The organism is Ligilactobacillus araffinosus DSM 20653 (assembly GCF_001435375.1).
Taxonomy (GTDB): Bacteria; Bacillota; Bacilli; order Lactobacillales; family Lactobacillaceae; genus Ligilactobacillus; species Ligilactobacillus araffinosus.
This window is the reverse complement of sequence record NZ_AYYZ01000002.1, coordinates 16,745-42,215: the sequence shown is the minus strand read 5'-3', so window position 1 is coordinate 42,215 and position 25,471 is coordinate 16,745. Positions and strand designations below refer to the sequence as shown.

Here is a 25,471-nt window from a genome sequence, read left to right as displayed (position 1 = left end):
TTGTGACCAATGTCACAATCTCTCATCATTTATTTTTCTTTTTTGGAACTGCCTTCTGAGTCAAGATCGTCAAATTCACCTAACAGCATTGCAGCCACCGGGATCAAACAGACGATATACTGAAAGACATACTGACTCTTGGTTTCCCACATTAGATGAAAAGCCATTCCTCCCATTAAGTATAGGATCGCAAAGGTAGCATATGGATTTAACTTTGTCTTTTTATATAAAATAAGTCCTGCCGCCAGTACCAAAATCGTAACAACCACAATATTGCACCATGCCGAAATTGGCTTCATGGATTTCTGATACCATTTAACAATGCGCGGATGTTTCAATGAAAAACGATTGCCATAATAAATGTTATTTAAAATTGCCGTTCGCGGTCTTGCAAAGTACGGTGCGATCCACACTGATTCAAAAGTTGGATCGGCCCACGTTGAAACAAATTTATCTTTAAAGAATTGGCCTGCTTCACGAGTGTTGTTTGAATAAGACTTCAGCTCATCTTTAATTTTAGCTTTAGCTGCTTGAATCGTTTTCTTCGAATCAAAATGGTTTGCAACATACAGATTAATCGTATAACCATCGTACCATCCTGCTCCGCGTCCCTGATTATTTTGCGGCTCTAATCCCATTGCTACATACGTGATCATTGGAAGCCCCTTCGAAAGATGAAGTCCTGATTCAGCCTCGTAAGCCGCGGTAACAAGCTTATTTGACCCCAACATCAAGGCAAACGTGATCAACGGCATCGCAATCAACTTGTAACGCCGATACTTAATGGCATGCAAAACAAATACAATTCCTAATGCAAGAACTGCAATTTGATAATTACTCTTTAATTGATATGCAAGCACAAATAACAAGACACACCATAGCCATGTAAAACGTCCATGTGAATCATCCATGATCAGTTTTAATCCAAAATAAACGGCTGCCAAACATGCGCATAAACCAGGAATATTACCATAAATAAACAGGACAAAAAATAATTCTGGTAAGAACGCAAAACTTAAAAGCAGCGTCCAGTTCATAACAAGCCAATTATTTTTAGTAACAAGTTTTACGATCCGATATAAAAGATAATTAATAAGAAGAAATATTAAAACATTTAGCAAGTAAAAGAATCGGATATTCGTACTGAAACATTCTAACAATCGTAAGTAAGTCACGTATCCCAACTGAAATGGATAAATTGCCAAATATCCGCCAAGATTCTTTTCAAACGGTAAAACCGAGGGGTGAAACTTATCTAACTGCAATGAAATGAAGTTTCCATGATTCATCTGATTAGCAGCCTTTAATGTAAATAACTGATCAGCTTCATTTAACTTTGTCGGCATATTGATAACTAAAAAGAGTCCTGCAATCAAAAAGGCGCCCGTAAAAACCAAAAATCCCCGGCGCGGATCAACGTTTTTTAGTAGTTTACGTCCCCAAATAATGATTATGATTGTCACAAGCGTGCAAAGAATAAATCTGAAACTATTCTTGTGAATATACGGCCACTCTGAGTAGGCTGCAATAAATTCTCGTCTTAATAATGTTGTAAGAACTAACAACATAAGTGCTGCAAACCCTAGCGTTATTATTGTGCCTTTTATTACTAAATATAAATAGCCGTTGCCTTTTTTTAAAATACTTGTTTGTAATTCATTTTTCATGTCATTATTCACCTAATTTTAAGACTCAAGTGTTATGTTAGTTTACAATTAAACTTTAGTCAAATTATGAAAGTAAAAGAATTGCTTAAATGTTGATGAAATATCTCCAATACATTTAAAAACTAACAGCATCATAAGAACTGCCAACATTTTAACCCAAAAACGACAAACTCTTTCAGTAAATAATTTAAATACAAATTTCAAAAACGTTGACCTCTTCAAAGAGCGAAGAACATCGCTATATAAATATTTGTGATGAATACTGACAAGACTATAACTTATGAATCAACATAAATTGTTGAACAAAATCTTTGAAAAGTAAAAAAAACGGACTTCTTTCATGAAGCCCGATTTTATATCTTTTTCAACTAACCAACAAGGTTACCTAACTTATCAAATGTATATTTCTTACCATTAATTGTAACCGTTGCATTCTTTATTTGTGCGCCAGTTACTGGATCAAAATATTGCTTCTTACCATTGATTGTTTGCCAACCATAAACCATGTTGCCTAAACCATCATAATAAACTTCTTTATTTTGGTCACCAATCCAGACATATTGATTCTTAGCTTGCGCACCAGTCGTTGGATCAAAGTATTGCCATTTCCCATCGATCTTTTGTTGGCCGTATACCATGTTGCCTAAGCCATCATAGTAAACTTCTTTGTTCTGGTTACCGATCCAAACGTATTGGTTCTTAGCTTGCGCACCAGTTGTTGGATCAAAATATTGCCATTTGCCATCGATCTTTTGTTGGCCATAAACCATATCACCATTTGCATCATAGTAAACTTCTTTATTTTGATCAGCAATCCAAACATATTGATTCTTAGCCTGTTTTCCAGTAGCTGGATCAAAATATTGCCAGTGACCATTTACAAATTTCTGACCGTCGTCAACTGAAACTAGTTGACCATTTGATGGATCAAAATAGTAATTCAGTCCATTAATCAATTGCTTACCTAAAGCCATTGAACCATTTTGATTAATATAATACTTAGCGTTACCATATGTGTGCCATCCTGGTTGGGCTGAGTCCTGAATCCAATACTGTTCATCCGTCAATGATTTTGGCAATGTTGTAGCGAATGTCGTATTACCATTACTATTTAAATAATCATAGGTCCCATTAGTCTCACGCATTAGCAAACCTGTTCCAAGGTCTTGTAACGTTGCCCCGTTCTCGTATTTAGCTGACCATTGTTTAATTTTAACACTTGGGTCAGGTGCAACACCCGTTGAAATGGCCTTGGTTGTAAACAAATCTGGGTAATCCTTCTTTAATTGATCAAGGAAAGCACCACCGTACTGTTCTTGCCCTTGGCCACCACCAATTGTATACATTTCAATTAGTTGGTTAGTAAGCGTTTTGCCATTCATTGTCATTTGTTTTCCGAAACTATCTGTCCGAGTTCCAGTAATAACTTCTTTTCCTGAAAGACCCACTAATTGATTTGGAACAAAGTCAACTTGACATTTCAAACCTGCTTTGTGTAATGCAGCAACTGCAGCTACTAATTGATCACCTGTACCGTATTTAGTAGGATTCTGATCTGAACCTAAATCGTAGCGATCAGTTACTGAATATCCTTCATTATACCAGCTCATTGAGAAATTCCGATATGGTGGAGCAAACCAAAAATCAGTAATTCCTAAGTCAGCAAACTGTTGTGCATTCTTAGCGATTTGTGCATATGCATCGTCGTTTTGTGATGTTGGCTCAGGCATGTACAAACTAAAGTCTTGATAAATAACATGTGAATCTAAAGCTGCATTTGATTGATATGTGTCACCGGATTTATTAGTTGAAGTTGAAGCAGTCGTTGTAGCATCTTGATCGGCCGCAGCACCTTCAGGAACCCATACACCTAAATATCCGTTCACATATGGATTTGCATATCCTTTAACTGTAACTGTTAAATTACCACTTGCATCAGTTGTAAGAACACCATTTGAATTATAACTCAATCCAGAATCAGTTGTATTAATTACATTAATATATTTTTGGTTAGCATGTTCTTTACCCATGGTAAATGTGATTGTCTTCTGTCCCATTGAAGCGTTATTGCCAACCACAACTGCAATTCCTGAAGTCCGTGCAACTGAATCAGCTGACGTATCATTAGCAGACATTACCCCTTTACCAAAACGTACACTTGAAAGAAGATCGCCACCATCATAAGTTCGCATTTGTTGGCCACCGCTTACATATTTTTTACGTAATTTGAGCAATGTAGAAATTGCATCATAGTACATACTCTTTTCTGACATGTACGGTGCATTTTCAACATACATGTCGCCATAATAAACTGTCGGAATTGTATCTTTATCTGTCAACAAAACTGCATATTCTGACGGCACGTTATAAGGTGCATATTTTTTAACTGTTTGTCCTTCATCCTTAACAAATTGATCCATCGCTTCATTTGCGTATTCTTGTTTGTATCCAGTACTCATTACATTTGGATCATTAGGATGTTCATCAATAATCATTTGTTTAATAGTATCACCACGTTGATCATGGTTCATTACAAATGACCAGTTTGGAACGGCCTGGTTTTCGGTAGTATCATTTGCACGATCAACCACTGAATAACCTGAACAGATCCCACCTTTAACTAATTCTTCCAAATTGCCTCGTTTTCCAGGTTTATTACCAAGTGCATCTTGGTTTTTATAGAACATATATGTATCGTAATAGATGTCTTTTTGACCATGGTCTTTATAAAATTGTGCAACTGTCGGATCCCATGCTTCTGTATATACTAGATGATTATCAGCATTAGCATCACTTTGTTTTGTATGATACATATCATTGAATAGCTGAGCCATTTGATCTAATACATCAGTATCAATATTATCAGGAGCATCTACACGTAAACCATCAAAATTACCATCAGGATTGTTGCTATGAATTGAACCATAATGCATCAGATAATATTCCCAGTTTAATACTTCAGCTTGAACAACGGGATTAGAATTGTCAATATCGTTACCAACAATCATTTCATCATTTTTAGGCTTTGTCGTTCCTTTTTGGTTAGCAAAATTACGATCTAATAATCTCCATGCACTATCTGCGTACGATGTATTTCCTTGCTTTTGATTTTTTGAATCATTATTAACAAATTTAATTTGATCTTTTGCATCGGTTCCCATGTTGGTTACTTTAAACCCTGGTTGATCTTCAACAGGTAACAACGAAGTCCGTGTAAATGCTGGAATTGTAGCTATAAATCCTTTTAACGTGTTTGAAAGGCCAGTTGTTGAATAATTTGCTTTTGTAATTTGCTTTTCAATCGAATCACGCATATTTTTAGCATAATTATTTAAAATATCCACCGGTGTCTTCCCGGACAAGGCTTTAACACTGTCAGGGGTTAACCCAAGTGACTGATCTTCATATCCATGATTTGTGAAGTATTGAATATACTGTGCTTCAATGTCTGTTGACGGCCAAGCGTACATTAAGTATGGGCGCCAATCTGTCACTCCTGACTTAACCCACATTTTACCATCTTGGTGATACTGAACTGGGCGGAACCATCCATCCCAACTTAAGTAACCATTAATTTCATTCATCGAGCTTGAATCGTAAGAAGCAGGAAGTTCATTTCCTTGATACGTTTCAAGAGCACCAGTTACCGTATTGAAGTAATAATTCCCGTTGTTGATTGTTTGCCAACCATAAACCATATTACCAAGACCATCATAATAAACCGTCTTATTTTGGTCTTTGATATCGACAAATTGATTCTTAGCTTGCGCACCAGTTACCGTATCAAACCATTGCCATTTACCATTGATCTTTTGTTGACCATATACCATGTTTCCGAGACCGTCATAGTAAACTTCTTTGTTTTGATCAGCAATCCAAACATATTGATTCTTAGCCTGGGCACCAGTTACCGTATCAAACCACTGCCACTTACCATTGATTTTTTGTTGACCATACACCATGTTACCAAGGCCGTCATAGTAAACTTCTTTATTTTGGTCGGCAATCCAAACATACTTATTCTTAGCTTGCGCACCAGTTACGCCATCAAAGTATTGCCACTTGTCGTCAATCTTTTGTTGGCCGTATACCATATTACCTTTATTTGGATCATAATAAACTTCTTTTTGTTGTTCTGCAATCCAATAATAACCCAGTTTCATAGCACCTGTAATCTTGTCAAAGTAGTACCATTGGTTATTAATCTTTTGTTGACCATAGACCATCGCTGAAGTTTCAGGATTATAATAAACAGTTTTATCCTGATCCTTTATATATTGGAAACCAGTATAATTTTGATGTGTTTTTCTGTTTTGGAGATACCACTGACCATTTTGTTTAATTTGAACAGCATCATCATGTTCTTGAGCCTGTTCGACTTTTTGAGATTTAATACTGCTTGTTAATGAACTTGTACTTGCTGTTGCATTAACTTTTTTATTTGCACTAGCAACGTTACTACTCTGCTTACTACCATTTACATCAGCCTTGGTATTGTTTGTATTAACTGTTGGCTGAGCAGTTTGTTGTTTATCATTTACAGGAGTAGCTGCAAGTTCTTGTTTCTTGTTTGCATCTACTTTAACAGATGAACTTGTTGTAGCCGTTTTGCTACCATTTGAAGATTGTGCTTTGGCTGGTTGAACCGCAAAGTTAGTTGTTTCAACTTTGGGTGTACCAGTATTTGTTGATGAAACGCTGCTCTTCAAAGCAACTGAACTCTGACTGCTTAATGAATTATTTTTCGAATGTTGAGCCGTTTCATTATCAGCTTTTGAAACTGATGAAACGTTATCTGCTTTAACATTAGCTTGGTATCCAAGCCCAGCTGTTAATCCTAGAAAAACAATTGGTGCAATAACCCAGTTTTTACCAGACTTGTACATTTTAAAACGTTTTTTTACTTCTTTATCCATATTAGTAACTCCTTAAAAATAATTGAACAATCACTTATGCTTTTATTATATACCTTCTAATCTGTATTTGAACTTAAATTAAACAAAAATTTATACTATTTATTATAAATTAAAAACAAAGTATAAAAATATAACTTAAGGATAATTATGTGGTCTCCAGTTAAGTTTCAAACAATTTAATTTCATACTGGTATATTATTAATTTGAATCATAGTTATAAACTATCAAAAAGACTGTGATCTTTATCACAGCCATAAATTCAATTATTAACTTCGATGTTGATCGCCTTGACGATATACATAATAGTATGGACAATCGTCTAAGTGCCAGTACCAATTATATGGCAATTCTTGAACAGCTGTTCCTGGTTGACCATTTGTATAGTAACAGGTCGAAATACATTGGGCATCATTTCCACCTTGCGAAATTACAAGCGTATGACCCGCTGCACCACCACTTGCACCTTGACGACCCCAAATAATAACATCTCCACGTTCAGGTGTAAAACTACCATTAGCTGTTACAAGGTAGTACCCATTATTGCGTAAATAACCATGTAATGAATCCGTATTGTACAAATGTGAATATGGTCCCGCACCGGCATCACGAATTGCTTGCGTCATCGAACCTGAGCAGTCAGCCGTTCTGTCCGAACCGTTGCGTGAACCGTACATTGAATATGTTAAATGGTTCTTTCGACTTTCAAACCAATTAATTACCCGTTGATTAAAATCGAGGCAATGTCCTTGATTATCAAAATTGTACCAACGCCCGTCAATGTTATGACTTCCGCCGATGTATTCTGCACCAGTTACATTATCAAAGTAGTAATTATACCGGTCAGTATCTAACCAGCCGTAGTGCATTGTTCCATCTTGGTTGTAGAAGCATTCCTTGTTTTGACCATATGGAGCCAAGCTTTGCCAGCCAGTTAACCGCGCCCCCGTTACCTTGTCAAATAAGTACCAGTGACCGTTAATATTTTGTTGACCATATTCCATTTTGCCATTTGCTGGATTGTAGTAACATACTTTATTTTGACCGTATGGAGCTAAGTTTTGGAAACCAGTTTGCATTGCACCAGAATCCTTATCAAACAAGTACCAATTATTGTCAATTCTTTGTTGACCTGTCTGGACTTGGTTATTGATTACATCATATGTGTTTCCTTGAAATTTAATTAAACCATTTGCCATTAATTGGCCAACAACAAGCTTACCCTTTGAATCTGCAGCTTCTTGTTCCGTCGCAAAATGGTATGTTTGATCACTACTATTATACGAGCCTGTTACTAATTGACCACCATTATCATAGAATTCAAGAGCGTGTCCATGATTATAATCAACATATGTTCCGCGATACATCGCACCCGTTACATCATCAAACAAATAATAATTATCATTGATCCTTTGTTGACCATATTCCATTTGGCCATTTGCTGGATTATAATAACATGTCTTATTTTGACCGTAATTACCAAGCCACTGGAAACCAGTTTGCATCGCGCCCGTTACCTTATCGAATAAGTACCAGTGACCATTGATCTTTTGTTGACCGTAAACCATGTTACCCAAACTATCATAGTAAACAATCTTGTTTTGATCTTTAATATTTACAAATTGGCTCTTCGCTTGCTTACCAGTTTGTAAATCAAACCATTGCCACTTGCCGTTGATCTTTTGTTGACCATAAACTGCATTGCCTAAGCCATCAAAGTAATATTCACCATTTGTATTTTTATCCCAAATGTAACTGTTCTTAGCTTGTGCACCTGTCACTGGGTCAAAGTATTGTTTCTTGCCTTGGATAGTTTGAAGACCATAAACCATATCACCGTTTTGGTCGTAATAAACTTCTTTATTTTGGTTACCAATCCAAACATAACTATTCTTAGCTTGCGCACCTGTAGTTGAATCGAAGTATTGCCAATGACCGTTGATCTTTTGTTGACCATAGACCATGTTACCAACGCCGTCATAGTAAACCCACTTGTTTTGGTTACCGACCCAAACATATTGGTTCTTACTTTGTTTTCCAGTCTTTGAGTCGAAGTATTGCCAATGACCGTTGATTTTTTGTTGACCATACACCATGTTACCTAAACCATCGTAGTAATATTCGGCATTGGCATTTTTATCCCATACATAACTGTTCTTGGCTTGAATACCCGTTACGGGATCAAAGTATTGTTCTTTACCATTGATCTTCTGGTGACCATACACCATGTTGCCTTTATTCAGATCATAGTAAACTTCTTTATTTTGATCACCGATCCATTGATAACCAAATTGTAAAGCTCCAGTTACCTTGTCAAAAAGGTACCATTTGTTATCAATTTTTTGTTGACCATACACCATCGCACCGTTTGATGGATTATAATAACAAATCTTATTTTGGTCAGCAATCTTTTGGAACCCCGTTAAATTTTTGCCGTTTTCTTGCAAGTACCAGTTGTTGTTTTGTCTTACTTGCTTTGCTTCCGGGTGACTTTCAGCAAAAGTATATTTATCAAGTGAGCTCGATTGTTGAGCTTGTGAACTTGATTGTTCTTGAACTGATTGTTGGTTTTTAACTTCTTGTTGATTATTTGCCTTTGATGAAGAAACTGGATTGCTCTTAGGTGCCGTTTGCGTTTGGTTGGTTACCTTGGTTGGTTGAGCCGCAAAGTTCGTTACTTCCGGTTGGCTCTTTTGAACTGTAATTTTAGCTGACTTATTTGTTTGAACGTTTGATTGTTTTTGAACTGGACTAGCTTGTGAACTGCGTGAAGGAACAGCTGCAAAGTTCGTTACTTGAGGTTGTTCCTGGACTGTCGTCTTAGCTGCAACTGAAGATGATTGTGATTTTTGACTGCTCTTTAATACCACCTGCTGTGATGGTTGACTTGATTGTTTTGATTGAACGCTTGATCCATTCTTTGGTTGTGTATTTTGAGAAATTGATTGAACATTATTGGCATGTGTTACTGCTCCCATGTTCAACCCCAGTAAACAGGTCGCAGTTGTGATGGCGCCAAAAGCCCAATTTTTACCACTTTTGTACATCTTATAATGTGTCTTTTCATCAAACATAAAATGAATATCCCTTTCCTTTTTGCTAACGGTTAAAAGTATAACATACAAGTAAAAAATTTAATATTATATTTTTATAGAAAATACCAGTGCTAAGTTGAATTAACACTGGTATTTATCACTTTAATGATATGGTTATGTCATTATCTTTTAATAATTTGAATTTAACACTTTAGCATGAGGATTACTCGACTGCTGATTTTTCCGATGAAAAACAATTCGTACAAAAAGCAGCAACCACGCAATCAGTGCAATTCCTAAACCAATAAAATAAGCCTTAGAAGGCTGATAGCCAACCTCGATCTGATAACTTCCAGGCGCAAGATTCAGCTCGACCGTTCCACGTGAACTCAATTGTGGCGTAACCCTTTGCCCGTTAACCTTCAATGTTGTATGAACGTAACAAATCACTGGTAAATTTACCTTACTTTGATGATGAACCTCAATTCCATATGTTAACCGATTAGGACCAGCAACCGGATCAACGACCAGTGACTTCCCATTGATATATGCTTTCCTCAACAGTAAATCATTTAACGGCTTATCCCGTGTTAAAGCCTGTTGTGGCTGTAAGACCGTATAATCAAAGAAATGGCCGTGGTCCAAAACCGTTGTTGGAAAATAATCCGCCGTTCCAGTTGCTCCCCAATATGCAAACTGATCTTCATAATTTTCATTTGTAACAATCTTATTCATCAATACCTGATGTTGGTCCGGTTTCAGTTTGTTTAATATTAACGGTTTATTAACCTGGCTATTTTGCAATTTAGTCGTCATTGAAAGAATTGAGCCAAAGTAACTCATTGTCCCTACAACCGCTAGAATTATCATCACTAACACAGGAATCCTAACTCTTGTAAAGGTAAAATGCTTATCTAAAATTTTTACAATTCCTTGTGAGCCAACAATAGCAGCAAAAAAAATTGAATAAGACAAATAACGAACTGGTAACTGCATAATCGTTAACGGAGTGTGATTAAAACTTTCCCACGGAAAAACAGATGAGGCTAAGATCAATAAAACAACTGATGCAATATACATTGACATTTCAGGAGTTTTTTGATCAACCCATTTCCATCCTGTTAAAATTACCAATAGTAAAACTAACCCGATACTTCCATTGGTCGCTATGTTTCCAATCGAATCAGTCATAATTGTCCCCAGTTGCTGAACAATTCGCACTCCTGAGTACGTTCCGGTAAGGCCCTTGCCAAAGAAATCCGTAATCAACGGAATAATAATTGGCAAGGCAAGAATCAGGGTAACGATTCCCGCTTTAATCAACGCAATCCATCGTTCAAATTCCATTCCCTTTCCCTTAATAACCCGACAAATTAAAAATGCTACTATAATTTCGCAGGTTAAAAAAACACTCAAAATATGGCAATAGAAAATTAATCCAACTCCACAAGTCAGAACATACCATTGGTGCACATCGCCTATTAGAACTTCGTATATTCCTAAAAAGGCAAGTGGCAAAAACGCATACGCAACAAATTCTCCCAAAGCCCAATTTACTGGGCTTAAATATAAATGGTATGGTGCAACAGTATATAGTATCGCAAAAATGAAACTCCGTAATGGTCGATGAGCATACTTTTGCATGCAAAGGTAACTAATCATTAAGGTCATAAAAAAAATAATTCCAACCCAAACATAATATGCCGTTACCGGTGAACAAACAAAACGTAAAAGTGCCCAGATATACATAAAAGCATCCGGATAAAAAAGAAATGAGCCAGCACCCGTTTTACCAAACGTCGACGTCGCAATATATGTAAATGATACTCCTGCTTTTAAATTACGATAAATTTGTTCAATCCGTGAAGAATGAAACCACCAGTCAATCCCCACCGCAATCTTCCTTGTTCTAATCAAGGGCATGACCATTACAATTGCCATAATGAAGAAAATGATAACCGCAATTAGGTTATTAATTCGATTTGAGTTGTTTTTCTTTGCTTCGTCCATTTTAAATTTCCTACCTAAATAATATTCTGACTTATCGCTTAGAAGTATATCATAAAGAAAATAAGGCAGATACCGCAGATTGTTTTAACATCCAAATTACGTTATATTTTTAATATTAAAAACAAAGGATGGAGAAATGATGAACAATTCAAAAAAGCGCTCTTTTATCGTGACCATTATCACGTTCATTTTGATAATTGGCGGTATTGCATTACAACCAATTCACGCCGAAGATGATGGTCCTGAATATACGATCAGTAAACTTAACATTAATTGTCAAATTGAAAAAAACGGAGCAGTGCGATTAACGCGAACTGTAACCTATCATTTCAATGACTATGCAGATGGCTTGACCTATCAACAAGAACTACCGAAAACCAATTCACCGTATCATGTCGAAAAAGTTGAGGTTGCAGATAACAACGCCAAACTCAAACCAATCCAACAAAATGATTCTGAAAACAATAATACATACACTGTTACCCAGGGAGACAAGGACGATACTTTCTTAATCAAGACGTATCACTCTGTCAAGTGTGATAACAATGTTACGATTCGTTATGTCTTTACAATGGACGATGCCATCACCAATTACGCGGATGCTGCGCGCTTAAATTACAAAGTGATTGGAAATGATACTGATGTAACGCAAAAAAACATCCATATTAAATTTAATTTTGGTCAGAAAAGTCTAACTCCATTTAAGGCCTGGATGCATTGCAATGCATCCCATACCCAAAATATTTCTGCTAAAGATGGAACTTTGAGTCTTGCTATTAAGAAACTTCCAGCTAATACATACGTTGAAACAGATATTCTTTTCCCGAAATCAGTTACCGCCCAAAATCCAAATGTTAAAAACTCGAAAATTATTAGCAAAACGATTGCGCAAGAAAAGAAAATCACCCATGAACGAGAACTTTTATTTTTCCTGAATTACTGTCTGCTTCCGCTCATTATCATCGGATACGCTGTTCTTCGTTTCTTGATCGTTAGACGAAAAGCCCAAAAAGCACGGATTCTTAAAGTTGGTGAAATTCCGCATAACTTTGATATTCCAACAATGCCCGTCGGAATGGCCAATGCCTTATTAAAAGAACGCGGATCTGTTTTCACCGGCGAAACTGTTGATAAATTTAATACTTTTATTGGTGAACTTCTTCAACTTCATAACGAGGGAAAAATTAAAATCGAAAGTATCGTTAACAATTATGAAGTCCTTTTAAAGAAATCCGGTCCCCAAATAAAGGATGATAGTGACTATCAAATAACGCTCAAGGATTCTTCAATTATTAATGGAAAATTTTCTAAAAAAGAAGATATATACAGTCTGCTATTTTACGTTATCGGTGATGGTCATAAATTTACTCTCAATCAATTAAGAAAAATAGCATCAGGAAATCGACAGCGAGCAAAAGAATTCTTAACTGCTCTTGATAATTGGTTTAATGAATATCTTTCAACCGTTGAAAAACAATACACCATTTCATTTGCTGATAAAATTTCCAAAAACAACCGAAAATATTTAATTGCTACTTTAATTATTTTAAGCGTGTGGGTAATCATTGAAGTCTCAATATTCGACAGTGGAAAAATTATCGCCATTGCACTCTTATGTTTAGCTATTTCACTGCTTTCGGTTTTTACTTATCATCGTAATACAAATTTTAATACAGAGGGTTTGGAAAAATATATTAAAATTTCCGGTTTTAAAAAGATGCTTCACGATACAAGTAATTTCAAAAATTCAAAGCTTGATGATTTAACTTTATGGAAAGATATTTTGCCATATGCTGCAGGATTTGGCCTCGCACCGAAAATTCTTGATCGTCTCCATCAAAGTTTTTCGGAGGCAGAATTTATTTCGTCTTTTCATGGTAATGATTTTTATTATGAAAAAACAGACGGAAAATATTTTTACGTCAAAGTTCGCATAACATTCTCTGATGTTAAAAGCTCTGCGTCCGGCGGAGACTCCTCTTCTTCCAGCAGCGGATTTGGAAGTTCTGGTGGCTTTGGCGGTAATTCCGGCGATGGTGCATTTTAAAATAAAACAAAAAGAGGTTGTGACATAGGTCGCAACCTCTTTTACCATATTCGCATAATTGGGTTTCAAAACAAACGGGAGAGTGATGACGTAAAACTAATTCAAAATCTCCGAATCTTTGCTCCGCGATTCGTTCGCTTTTCTGCTTCCACCATGCTCATTTTAATGTCTTATCCCACCTTTTTTATTTAACCTTTGCCAAGAAGTATTTCTTCTTTCCGCGCCGGATAACAACATATTTACCGTCAAAAGCAGCGGTTGGATCAAGTTCATATTCAAGATCTTGAATCCGTTCACCGTTGATCCGGATCGCACCATTTTTAACATCTTCCCGGGCTTGCCGCCGCGATGGTTCAATGCCATTATCAACTAACCAAATTACAAGGTTTTGTTTTTCACGTGAAACTTCAACGGATGGCATTTTACCAAAGACTTGTTCAACTTGTTCAGCTGTCAATTCTTTGATGTCACCGCTGAATAAAATTTCAGAGATTTTTTCGGCCTCATGCATTGCGTCCTCGCCGTGAACAAAAGTCGTTACTTCACGGGCTAATGCGCGTTGCGCTTCCCGCTTTTCGGGTTGCGTCTTTACCTTTTCAGCTAATACATCGATTTCATCATGGCTTAAGAAGGTGAAGTACTTCAAATATTTCACAACATCGCGGTCATCTTGATTTAACCAGAATTGGTAGAATTCATATGGTGATGTCTTCTTTGGATCAAGCCATACAGCGCCGCCAGCAGTCTTTCCGAATTTAGTTCCATCAGCCTTCAGCATCAATGGAATCGTCAGCCCGAAGACTTTTGCATCCTGGCCTTCTTTTTTGTGGATCAAATCAATTCCAGCAGTAATGTTGCCCCATTGATCTGATCCGCCGATTTGTAATTGCACATCGTGATCACGATACAATGTCAAAAAGTCAATCGACTGCAAAATTTGATATGTAAATTCAGTAAATGAAATCCCGTTTTCCAACCGGCTGGCAACAACGTCTTTCCGGATCATGGTATTAACGTTGAATTCTTTCCCATAATCGCGTAAGAAATCTAATAAATTGAATTGTGAAAGCCAATCAAAGTTATTCACAAATGTTACGTGTCCGCTGCCACCAAAAAGCCGGGTAACTTGTTCCGTTAATGCTTGCACGTTGTGTTCAACCTGTTCCTTGGTTTGTAATTGCCGTTCTGTCTTGCGGCCACTTGGATCGCCGATTGAGCCCGTTCCGCCCCCGACTAAAATGTATGGATGGTGCCCGGCCATTTCAAACCGCTTCAACATGATAAACGGAATCAAGTGACCAATGTGTAAGCTATCACCAGTTGGGTCCGTTCCACAGTATAATGAAATTTTCTTTTCGTTTAATAATTCGCGTAAGCCTTCTTCATCAGTTTCCTGATTGATTGCGCCGCGCCATTTTAAATCTTCTAAAATGTCCATGTTTTACCTCCATTACCTCGCATCCAAATAAAAAGTCCCTGGAAATTACTCCAGGGACGAACTCAGTCGTGGTACCACCCAACTTTACACAAACGTGCCTCTTACTGGAAAACGCCAGTCCGGTGCATCACTAAAATGAAAGTGTAATTCGATTCTCACCATGGATTAGCTTCCAGCAACCGCTAACTTTCTGAACCAGTGGGTGATGCTCTACTGAATTTTCGATGCTGATATTCTGCTTTTATTAAAGCATGATTTCATTTAACGGTCAACATCAACAATCGCGATTCTATCAACTATTTTCACATTATGATAGAATTTAGGTATAAGTTCAAAGGAGGAATTATCCATGACTGTAAATATTTATGATTCAGTAAACCAAGTTGCAAGTGACTTACCACAAACTCAACAATTTATGGCTGTTCAAAACGCATTTGCAGCTTTAAAACAAGACCAAGTTGCATTCAGCATGTACAAAGAATTCAGTGAATTACAAGAAGTTTTACGCAACGCTCAATTAAATGGTCAACAACCAAAAGAAGAAGACGTGAAAAAACTTCAAGAATTGGCTAAAAAGATGAACGATATGGACGCCGTTAAGAACTTAATGGCTGCTGAACAATCATTAAATCAATTATTAAACGACATTAATTCAATCATCATTAAACCAATCAATGACGTTTATGATTTAAACGACTAATTAAATTTTTCAAAGGGGACAGCGGTTCAGGCCGCTGTTCCTTTTTTAGTTGAAGTATAGTAAGATTACTGAAGATATTAAAAAGAACGAGGTTTCTTAATTATGGAAAAAATAATCGCAACAATCAGCGAAAGTGCCGTTAACGGAACAAACGCTGGCTCTAAAGCGAAAGACGATATTATTCAGATTTCCCAAAAAGCCGGGTTCAAACCAATGATCATTACTAACCCGCCTTCACATTTAAGCAAACTTGCATTTTTAATTAAATCTTATTGTGGTGGATTGAAAAAGCAATACCAAACTAATGCTGATTTGATTGTTTTCCAATATGCCGGTTACTTTAATTTCACAACCGATATTTCGTTGAAGGAATTACGCAAATATAATCCCAACGCCAAGCTTGTTTTGTTAATTCATGACGTTGCGGCATTGCGTTATCAACAAGCTAAGGATTGGCAACGCGAGTTGAAAATTTTTAATTCCGTTGATGGACTGATCGTTCACAACAACAAAATGAAACAATGGCTTGAAGATCATGGAATCACAACGCCAATGGTCACCCTTGAAATCTTTGATTACTTGACCGCCTTGCCAATCAACGATAATGCCTTTAACCGCAACGTTGTTTTTGCAGGCAACCTGGAAAAATCAACGTTTTTAACGAAATTAACCGTTAACACTCAAATTGATTTGTTTGGTCCGAAACCGGCTGAACATTACCCACAAAATATTACTTACCAAGGAGTTAAAAAGCCTGACGAGCTGGCAAAATTTCTTACTCAAAGTTTCGGACTTGTTTGGGATGGCGATAGTATTCACGAATGCGATGGATTAATGGGAAATTACGAAAAGTACAATGATCCGCATAAAATTTCGTTGTACTTAAGTTCAGGTCTTCCAGTAATCCTATGGAAACAAGCTGCTTTAGCTGATTTCATCATTGAAAATAACCTTGGGATCGTAATTGATGATTTAGCTAATTTAGATAATGAAATTGCTCAAATCACGCCAAAACAATACAATGAAATGAAAAAGAACGTTCATCGAGTTGCGGAAGAGTTAAGAACAGGAAAGCATACATTGGAAGCGTTGAAAAATATATAAAAAGCATAAAAAGTACAGTTTTGAACTAACAAAACTGTACTTTTTATATTCACTCCTTAATAATTCTTAGTTCTAAAATAACTTCGAATCATTAAAACCATTAAGACAAGAAACGAGATGACGGATATCAGCTGTCCCGTTCTTGCAAATTTTGTATATTGACTTGTAATTTCAATCTTTCCATTTTGAGGAACATCTAAAATTTCAATTGTTCCTCTTGATGATTCTTTGACTGAAAGCTCTTTATCGTTAATTGTTACCTTTTCACCTTTATAATATAAAACTGGCGTGTTAATTATCGCTCCTTTATATGAATGTAAATTAATTATGTATTTCGTCGAGGTCTCTGTGTGAGCCAATTTTATTTTTTTGTTATTCCCATTAAAAAATTGGTGCTCGTTTATACTGTGATTATTTACAGCTTTTTGAGGGACATAATCAGAGGTATCATAGGACAAAATATTAGTGATATTTTGGCTTGACGCCTGATCGCTTGCCTTGACTGTATTCTCGACACTGCTTGCACTGAAATAGAAAAACATAATTGAGCAAATAATCAGTCCAACCGATTTAAAGCTCTTCGAACTTAGCATAGCGGAAACACCGTACATCAGTAAGAAAATCGAAGCAGTTTCGAGGAATCTCCACGGAAATTGCAACAACGCAAAATGCTTTTGAAATAAATTCCAGGGAAACAGTTTGGTTGATAAAATCACGCTAATAAGTCCTAACAGGTAAATCATTTTTTCAAATTTTGTATTTTTAGTTTTAACAATTCCAATTATTAAGAAAATCAAACAAACAATTCCCAGCGACGGAATCGTATATAGACTATCGCCCCAAGAATTACTCAAAGAATTATTGAATAAATTTGTTACACCTAAGGCCAGTTTAGACAAATTTTCAGAAGAAGGCGGGTTTATCCCGGATTTCATTTGTTGGAAATATGGGAACAAAAATCCCAAACTTAACAAGCAAACTGCGCCAATACTTTTAATTAACTCAACAATTGTAAATTTCCAATTTTTTTCATAATTCCAAGTCAAGACTAACATTAAGCAGCACATAATAACTGTAATTATCGCTGATAATAAATGGGAATAAATTATCAAAGCCATTCCTAATGATAATGGTATCCATGTCTTCGCTTTCCCCATTATTAACTGATATAAGGTACTAAAGACAACAACCATAAATGTCATTGCGATATACTCTCCAATATCAGCTCTCCGGTATAAATCCAATCCACGATAAAATAAGAAGAGATACAAAATTGAAAAAGTTAAAGATTTCAAATTATTTTTATATATTGGTTTTATAGAATAGTACGCGATAACTCCCGTTATTGTATTAAATAATACCAGAAATAACATATAACCAACTGCAATCGAATGCGTCAGTTTCATTAGCCAAATAATTGGTAAAATCGTTAACCATGGATAAAAATAATTTACTCCTAATCCTAGCTGGTGAAACACTGTATAATTTATCGGATGAGTGAGAACATTTTCTGTTCCAATTATTCGATTAAGGTGAAAAGCTAAGTCTGAATTATAAAGGGTTAAACATCGCCGGCCGCCGCCAACGATTATAAAGATTACTGAAAATACCGCCATAATTAACAATACTTTAATAAAACTAACGATTTTTCCTTTTCTTTCCATATCAATTCTATATCTCCTTAAAAATATATCCATCTTTACCAAAATCAACGGTAATAAAAAATCAATTGTAATTCATCTCCAAAGTGAATTACAACTGATTTCTATTCATCTGATTTAATTTCTAAATAGTTTGACCATAATAATATTAACATTAAAATTAACCATCCATAAAGAATCACACTTGAAATTGGGACAACCTTTTTATTTTGGAAGAAATTATAACATAAATAATTTTCTTTACTTCCAGATATTGGATTTCCTAAAACATCCAACGGTGAACTTTTTAGAATTCCAATTTTAATCGGTTTCGTCCCATTATTTTTTATGACCACATTATAAGTCCCCGCAGGAAAATAATGTTTTGCTATCCCATTTTTTACCTTTACATCTGATGAATTTTTTCGTTGAATAGCCATTTCTAATTTCTTATCATTAGGAACATTAAGATTAACCTGATTAAACCAAGTATTCACGGTATTGGATTCCGTTATTCTTTCTCCCGGCTTCAGCTCAATTGAATCTGTTGGGAAATTGTGGCCATAAACAATCTCTGTACTTTGAGTATTATTTGTTAATGGAAAAGAATTAATTGTCCCTAATACTAATCCAATCAATATCATTCCAGTACTTGGAAGCAAAACATGTTGTTTTACTGAAACTTTTCCCATTGAAATCTTTTCTAGTCCTAAGCACGCCATAATAATTAATGGTAATAACGCAATGAAACCGTATCTTTGTTGAACTTCCCACATACAAATATGAAAACAGAAAATTCCAATAATAAAAAGACTTAATATAAGTGAAGATATACCATCTTCATTTAAGTTTCTGACCAAAAAAACAGTTTCAATAATAAATCCAACCAGAAAAATCAACCAAATAATCTGATCAATAAAGAACAAAAAATCTCTTTTGTTACCATACAAATACTCATAGATCGGGAAATAGTTACTTCGAGTCGAATAACTTTTTGTTTCTACTCCATTTGTTCCCATTGAATATTGCTCATTAACTTTTTTTGAATACAAACCAAGGATGCCACGAATTCCCATTTCATGTATTTCTTTTTTTATTAAGTAAACATCATGGAGATTTTTCTCTTCTTTTGTTGCAAAGCGAGCAGTATCACTATTCGGATCTGGAATCGACGGTGAATTAGGTTTCCATGTTCCATTTGTCCCTGGGTTTAATCCCAAGGCTATCCAATATGTATATGGGAAATTCATTGATTTTATCATTTGAAAGTTATCAGCTTTTTTTAAAGTTTGCTGTGTTGCCGAAGTAACCCCAAAAACACTCAAAAATATTCCTAACGTAATAATGGCTTTTTTAGGTTTAAGCGCCAATAAGATCGTTAATATCGATGCAATTAATAAAATAATTGCATTTTCTTTAGTAAAGGAGGCCCACGCAATAAAGAAAGCTGATAAACCAAGCCATAAATACTTTATTTTCCTTTTTTCCTTCAAATAAAAAATAAACAATGTGATTCCTAAGATACAAAACATAGCTGAAGGAACATCTGCATACATAATAAATGCCATTAAGACAAGGGGGCTAAAACAATTTACCAATACAAAATAGATATCCGCAGCTTTAATATGCTTTAATTTCCTTAAAATTATCCACCCACATACAATTGCAATGTCGATGCAAACCAAATTGAAAATATTAATGGCGACACCTGTGGAAAATCCTAATAACTTAATAAATCGAACACACCAGGTTGCAAAAATAACCACTCCAATATTATTGGGAGCATACGAAAAATAGGGCAACCATGAATACTTATTTTGAAGAAGTTTTCCTATTTGTAATCGTACATGAATGTCATCAGTTCCCAGTACTCCAATCATATGAAAAGCCAAATAACCTTGAATAGTAACTTGTAAAGCAACAACTATTCCATAAATAACTTTTCGATACTTGAATTTATTGAAAAAATTTGAAAAACGTAAGATTGAAATAAAAAGAACAATTGCAGAACAAATTATTAATAAAACATCTGGTAAACTGCGATTATCCCCATAAATTTGGCCTGGATAAAAACAAACATTGTAAAAAATAATCACGCCAATAACAAATGCTAGTATATAAATTATTCTTTGAATTTGGTTCTTTATTTTCATTATTTTCTCCTATCCCAACTCAACAAAATAAACCCGATACTTGATACCAACATTAACAAACAGTACCAGCTATACGGCACAATCTGCATTGGTGAGATCTTCGCCAACCCTGCAGCGACTAGTAATTGCCCACCATACGGAATCAATCCGTTAAAGGCACATGAAAAGGTAACCAGGTCACTTGCAATCCGCGGAGCCGAAATTCCAAATCGATTACCAATATCTCTAGCTAATGGTCCAGCTGTAATAATCGAAACAGTATTATTTGTAGTAATAATATCCAGTAAACTTACCAATCCAGCAATTGCAAATTCGCCGCCTTTAGCAGACTTAATTCTGCTGGTCAAAACATCAATGATCCAATCAATTCCGCCGAGATAATCCATTAAGGCAACTAAACCGCCAACTAAAATCGCAATTAGGGCCATGTCTTCCATGCTTATCATCCCGTTATGAATAACCGTCATTGATTTTACAAGTGAGAAGTCGCCATGAAAAACACCAATTATAACTCCTGTTAGAATCCCGATAGTTAAAACTAAGATAACGTGCATCCCCGTAAATGAAAGAATAATAACTAAAATATATGGCAAAAGATTCAATAGATCGTACGGATGACTACCACTTAAATGGGCTCCTTGACCGATAGGCTGAATTGATAATAAAATCAAATTCGCAATGATTGCTGGCAATAGCATTACAATATTAGTTTTAAACTTCTTCATCGTACTTACATCTTGAGTACGTGTTGCTGCAATAACTGAAGCAGAAATCATTGACAAATTATCGCCAAACATTGCACTTCCAACGACCGTACCGCAAAATAATGCCATGTTTCCATGAACTTTTAATGCCAGCGATACTCCAATCGGCATTAATGCCGCAACAGTCCCCATGGATGTCCCCATCGCAAAACTAATGATACAACCAATTAAAAATAACCCGGGTAATATTAATTTCACGGGTAAAATATCTAGCCCTAGATTCGTAACTGCATCAACGGCATGCATACCCTTGGAGACCCCATAAAACCCGCCGGCAAGCAAAAAAACAATCACCATTAGAATCAGGCCGTCATCGCCCCCACCAACGCAATATTTAGTTACTCGCTCGGCAAACGTCGTTCGATTAACTTCACCCTTTTTATGCATTATTAAGGCCACTGCTGACGCAATTAAAATTCCAATCATTAATGGCATACTATTAAAATTATGCGTTGAAACACCGGTAATGATGTACAACACCAAAAATGTAAGCAATGGAACAAGTCCCCAAAAACTTCCTTTATTACGTTTCGGTTCCATAATATTACCTCTTTGCTTTTTAAATCACCTTTCTTATTATCGCCTAAAGCATAATAAAAAAACAAGACCTGTCAGCAAGTATTCAATTAATACTTACCACCAGATCTTGTGAAAAGGAAGTATATTTAGGATATTATTTTAGGATTGTAATTTCATCTTCCATCGTTTCAAGAGGGATAGAAATCAATGGAATATATTTATGAATTACTATGCCTATAATACTAAAGATGACCTATGAATTATCTGTGAACGTTTTGCTATGAAACCATAACTTTTTCTTGGAATTCAATAAATATAGCTTTCACAATTAATTATTAAATTCAAGCTATGGGTCAATGTCCTAATCTCTCAACCCGCTTAATTCCGCTTTTTTTCGTGGGTTATCTAACGAACTCATCATTTCATCCTTTAATGCGGCATAAATTGGCCGACCACCAAGCCAATCATTAATCACGTAAGCAATTAAGGTAACAACTAATAATGGCATCATATGCTTAATACTTCCAACCATCTCAGAAATAAGTACTACCGCTGTGAAAGGCGCTTTTTCAATTGCACCAAAGTACGCTGCCATGGCATAAATTACAATGTTCAGGAAATATCCCTTTGCCAGTAAGCCGGCATGAATCATTATACTTGCATATAGTGCACCGCTCGTCGCTCCTAAAACTAAAATCGGCATAAAGATCCCGCCAGGTGTTGATGCCCCATATGATATCATCGAAAATACAAACCGAATAAGAAGCAATAGCGCTACAAAAATAATTGCAGACATGTGTCCGCCAATTGTTGTCATATGGCCATTACTTGTAGGCATATGACCGCTTAAGTAATTAATAAAATGCGGACTTGTTAAGTCTAAAATAAAATCATGACTTCCACCTAAAATTTTAACGTAATACAATCCAATTGGAATAACTAATAGTAACGGTACAATACTATGCCAAGCTTTAGGAATAATCTTTAATTTTCCATACCATTTTGGCAAGCTTAAAATTACGCGTTGATATAAATTACCAAACAATCCAAGAATGATTCCTAAAATAATTAGTTGCCAGTAATCTTTAACTGGAACACTATAATCATAAATAAAATGTAAACTTGGAGTTAACCCAAAAAATAAAAGCGTAACTAAATCAGATGCTACTGCTGCGGCCAAGGCAGCTAACCAAACAGTCGCTGAGGCAAATCCAAGGGTAATTTCTTCAACCAAAAACAGTGCTCCTGCAACTGGAGCGCTAAAAGCTGCTGATAGTCCTGCAGCAATTCCGCAAGCAAGCATAACATTCCGATCTTGCTTATCACCATGAAAAACTTCTTCGGAAAGCCCTTGCCCTATGCAAGCTCCCATTTGGATACACGGACCCTCTCGGCCAAGGAATAACCCTGGACAAATCGCAAGTAAACCACCAACAAATTTACGCCATAATACAGCCCACCAATGCATTTCAAGTTGATCATCCATTACCGCTTCAATTTGTGGTACTCCAGATCCTTTTACATAAAACAACTGGGGACGAATGATAAATCCAAGAATAATACATAAAATAATCGTTGCAATTACATATAGGATAATTGTCTTTGGATGATTTACCATATAAGGATAAACAAAATATAATCCCTTCATCGTTTTATCTATAATCAGCCTAAAAACACTTACAACTACTCCTGTTATTAAACCAACGAGAATTCCTTTAAACACATACAGTAAGTTGCGACTTGTAAAAGGCTTGTGTAAAATTTCCGTTACACTTAATTTACCCATAACTGATCCATTCCTTTTCCTATAGCATCCATTCTCTATTCTAAAAGATATACCAAAATATTTAAAATATTTGTCTATCACTTTGCATAATAATTTTTAATCTGTCATTATTGACCAATAAAAAATAAGAATACGGATAATTCCGTATTCTTTCTAAAGTTTAATTTCTTTTTTGGATAAATTGTAATTTATTTTTAATTGTGGTTTTCAAATTTAAATTTGCTCCATGGCTTGATGTAATCAAGCATAAAAATTTCATTTTCAGAAATTCGTCCGACCAAATTTTTCCGCGAATCTTGGTGAGGTTCAAGGACAATCTGCAATTCATTTTTATACCTCCCGAACTCATCATTACCGACAACAATATCCCCGCGTTTGAATGGGTATTCGTTATCATGCGGTGGGTTTGATTGGTCAGCATATTTCACCCGAACTTGCGTTGACCGGATCGTCATTGCCGTAATGTCACCCCGACGAAAATGCAAATTATCTTCCAAAATCTTCTTTTCAATTGGATTGACTTCCGGAACATAATCAACATCCAAAGTAATACAATAGCGGTCAAGCGCTGCTAAACTTTCAAGTTCCTCATCTGAAGCATAGCAGTTACCAATGATGACCGTATCGATTAGTCCCGTTGCAAACAAATGATTTGCTTGAACTGCTAATGGTAAATGACGGTGCATTTCAAGAGTTGGCAATCCATCATTTACGTTCCACGGACCGCCTTGAGTCAAAGCGTCCTGGCTTGTAATAAATGCCGATGTCTTGATTCCGTGTTTTTTGAACCGTTGACTGCATTCAACGAAGAAGTCATATGGCAATCCGCTGCCTTCTTGCGGATAAAAGTTATGGCAACCATAAATGTACGGGACGTTTGCTTCATACGATAAAATATTATCCAAGTAAGCAACGTTATTGCTCATGTTCAATTCAATGTTTAACCCATATGGATTATATGAAATCAGTGATTCCTTTAAGCCATCAAAACCTTCATCAAGCCGGATTCCACTGGCGCCAAGATCAGCAAAAAACTTTAAATCATCATATGAAATTCCAAGTTGCTCAAAAATTCCCGGATTAATATCCAAAATGACTTCAAATCCTAAATCACGAGCAAAACCAATAATATTTTTGAATCTGGCTGCCGTTGCTTCTTCTCCCCCTTGAACTTCAAGCATACTCATAAATAACCGCGTAAATCCTAAGTCAGCTGCCTTTTTAATATATACCTTATCCTTTTCCGGATCACTATGATCGGGATAAACTGAAATCCCCAATTCGCGTTTCATGCGAAAACTCATCCTTTCTTAACGAAAAAGGTGCAGTTACCCTTTATCCCTGCACCTTTTTGTGATTTTTATTTTTCTAATTTTGCAATTCGTTCATACATGTCAACCATTTCACCAGCAAGATCCCGGAATGTGATGGCATTCATCAAATGATCTTGGGCATGTACTGTTAACAATGTAACTGGTTGGTGATTGCCTTGAGCTTCCTTAGTTAACATATCCGTTTGCGAATTGTGAGCTTCATTCAAAGCTTGATCTGCTGCATCTAATTTTTTATGTGCCTCTTCAAAGTCACCTTTTTTGGCAGCTCGAATCGCTTCAAAAGCGAATCCTTTAGCGTTCCCACCATTCATAATCAAGCCCATCGTTGCTTCTAAATTTGGTTGTTCTTCAGCCATTTATC

At 35.9% G+C, this 25,471-nt stretch carries 14 protein-coding genes; 3 read left to right on the top strand and 11 right to left on the bottom strand.

The window, feature by feature from the left end:
* Positions 1-29: 29 nt before the first annotated feature.
* The 4 genes from FC64_RS00150 to FC64_RS00135 all read right to left on the bottom strand — a co-directional run bounded on the left by FC64_RS00150 (position 30) and on the right by FC64_RS00135 (position 11,625).
* Positions 30-1,667 carry a hypothetical protein gene (locus FC64_RS00150; RefSeq protein WP_202987223.1) on the bottom strand — a complete coding sequence of 546 codons (1,638 nt, stop codon included), beginning with the start codon at positions 1,665-1,667 and terminating at the stop codon, positions 30-32.
* 368 nt (positions 1,668-2,035) lie between these two features.
* Positions 2,036-6,583: a glycoside hydrolase family 70 protein gene (locus FC64_RS07265; protein WP_081035579.1), complete on the bottom strand. Its 4,548-nt coding sequence runs from the start codon at positions 6,581-6,583 to the stop codon at positions 2,036-2,038.
* Between the two features lie 266 nt (positions 6,584-6,849).
* The gene (locus FC64_RS00140) at positions 6,850-9,654 is read right to left on the bottom strand and encodes a peptidoglycan amidohydrolase family protein (RefSeq protein ID WP_057905990.1); all 2,805 of its coding nucleotides are present in this window, start codon (positions 9,652-9,654) and stop codon (positions 6,850-6,852) included.
* 150 nt (positions 9,655-9,804) lie between these two features.
* Positions 9,805-11,625, bottom strand: a complete 1,821-nt coding sequence (locus tag FC64_RS00135; protein ID WP_057905989.1) for a hypothetical protein — start codon at positions 11,623-11,625, stop codon at positions 9,805-9,807.
* 139 nt (positions 11,626-11,764) lie between these two features.
* Here FC64_RS00135 and FC64_RS00130 point away from each other — a divergent pair, with 139 nt between their 5' ends.
* The gene (locus tag FC64_RS00130) at positions 11,765-13,672 is read left to right on the top strand and encodes a DUF2207 domain-containing protein (protein WP_202987222.1); all 1,908 of its coding nucleotides are present in this window, start codon (positions 11,765-11,767) and stop codon (positions 13,670-13,672) included.
* A 184-nt stretch (positions 13,673-13,856) separates the two neighbouring features.
* Here FC64_RS00130 and tyrS read toward each other — a convergent pair whose 3' ends face one another.
* Positions 13,857-15,110, bottom strand: coding sequence for a tyrosine--tRNA ligase (tyrS, locus tag FC64_RS00125; protein WP_057905987.1), 1,254 nt, complete (start codon positions 15,108-15,110; stop codon positions 13,857-13,859).
* A gap of 349 nt (positions 15,111-15,459) precedes the next feature.
* On the opposite strand from tyrS, the gene FC64_RS00120 reads away from it, so the two are divergent.
* Together FC64_RS00120 and FC64_RS00115 are read left to right on the top strand one after the other, a co-directional pair.
* Entirely contained in the window at positions 15,460-15,810 is a 351-nt protein-coding gene (locus FC64_RS00120; protein WP_057827108.1) for a YlbF family regulator, read from the top strand.
* Between the two features lie 102 nt (positions 15,811-15,912).
* Positions 15,913-16,914, top strand: a complete 1,002-nt coding sequence (locus FC64_RS00115) for a glycosyltransferase (protein WP_057905986.1) — start codon at positions 15,913-15,915, stop codon at positions 16,912-16,914.
* Between the two features lie 56 nt (positions 16,915-16,970).
* Here the strand turns inward: FC64_RS00115 and FC64_RS00110 are convergent, their stop codons facing one another.
* The 6 genes from FC64_RS00110 to FC64_RS00085 all read right to left on the bottom strand — a co-directional run bounded on the left by FC64_RS00110 (position 16,971) and on the right by FC64_RS00085 (position 25,466).
* Positions 16,971-18,611 carry a 6-pyruvoyl-tetrahydropterin synthase-related protein gene (locus tag FC64_RS00110; RefSeq protein WP_202987221.1) on the bottom strand — a complete coding sequence of 547 codons (1,641 nt, stop codon included), beginning with the start codon at positions 18,609-18,611 and terminating at the stop codon, positions 16,971-16,973.
* Between the two features lie 68 nt (positions 18,612-18,679).
* Positions 18,680-20,707: a glycosyltransferase family 39 protein gene (locus tag FC64_RS00105; RefSeq protein WP_057905984.1), complete on the bottom strand. Its 2,028-nt coding sequence runs from the start codon at positions 20,705-20,707 to the stop codon at positions 18,680-18,682.
* Positions 20,707-22,011 (bottom strand): Na+/H+ antiporter NhaC family protein, encoded by a 1,305-nt coding sequence (locus tag FC64_RS00100; protein WP_057905983.1) that lies wholly within the window; start codon positions 22,009-22,011, stop codon positions 20,707-20,709. Before FC64_RS00100 ends, FC64_RS00105 begins: the two co-directional genes overlap by 1 nt.
* A gap of 340 nt (positions 22,012-22,351) precedes the next feature.
* A complete protein-coding gene (locus FC64_RS00095) occupies positions 22,352-23,776 on the bottom strand; it encodes a ClC family H(+)/Cl(-) exchange transporter (protein WP_057905982.1) in 1,425 nt (474 codons plus the stop codon).
* Positions 23,777-23,970: 194 nt separating this feature from the next.
* Entirely contained in the window at positions 23,971-25,068 is a 1,098-nt protein-coding gene (locus FC64_RS00090) for a DUF871 domain-containing protein (protein ID WP_057905981.1), read from the bottom strand.
* A gap of 68 nt (positions 25,069-25,136) precedes the next feature.
* Positions 25,137-25,466: a PTS lactose/cellobiose transporter subunit IIA gene (locus FC64_RS00085; protein ID WP_057905980.1), complete on the bottom strand. Its 330-nt coding sequence runs from the start codon at positions 25,464-25,466 to the stop codon at positions 25,137-25,139.
* Positions 25,467-25,471 lie beyond the last annotated feature (5 nt).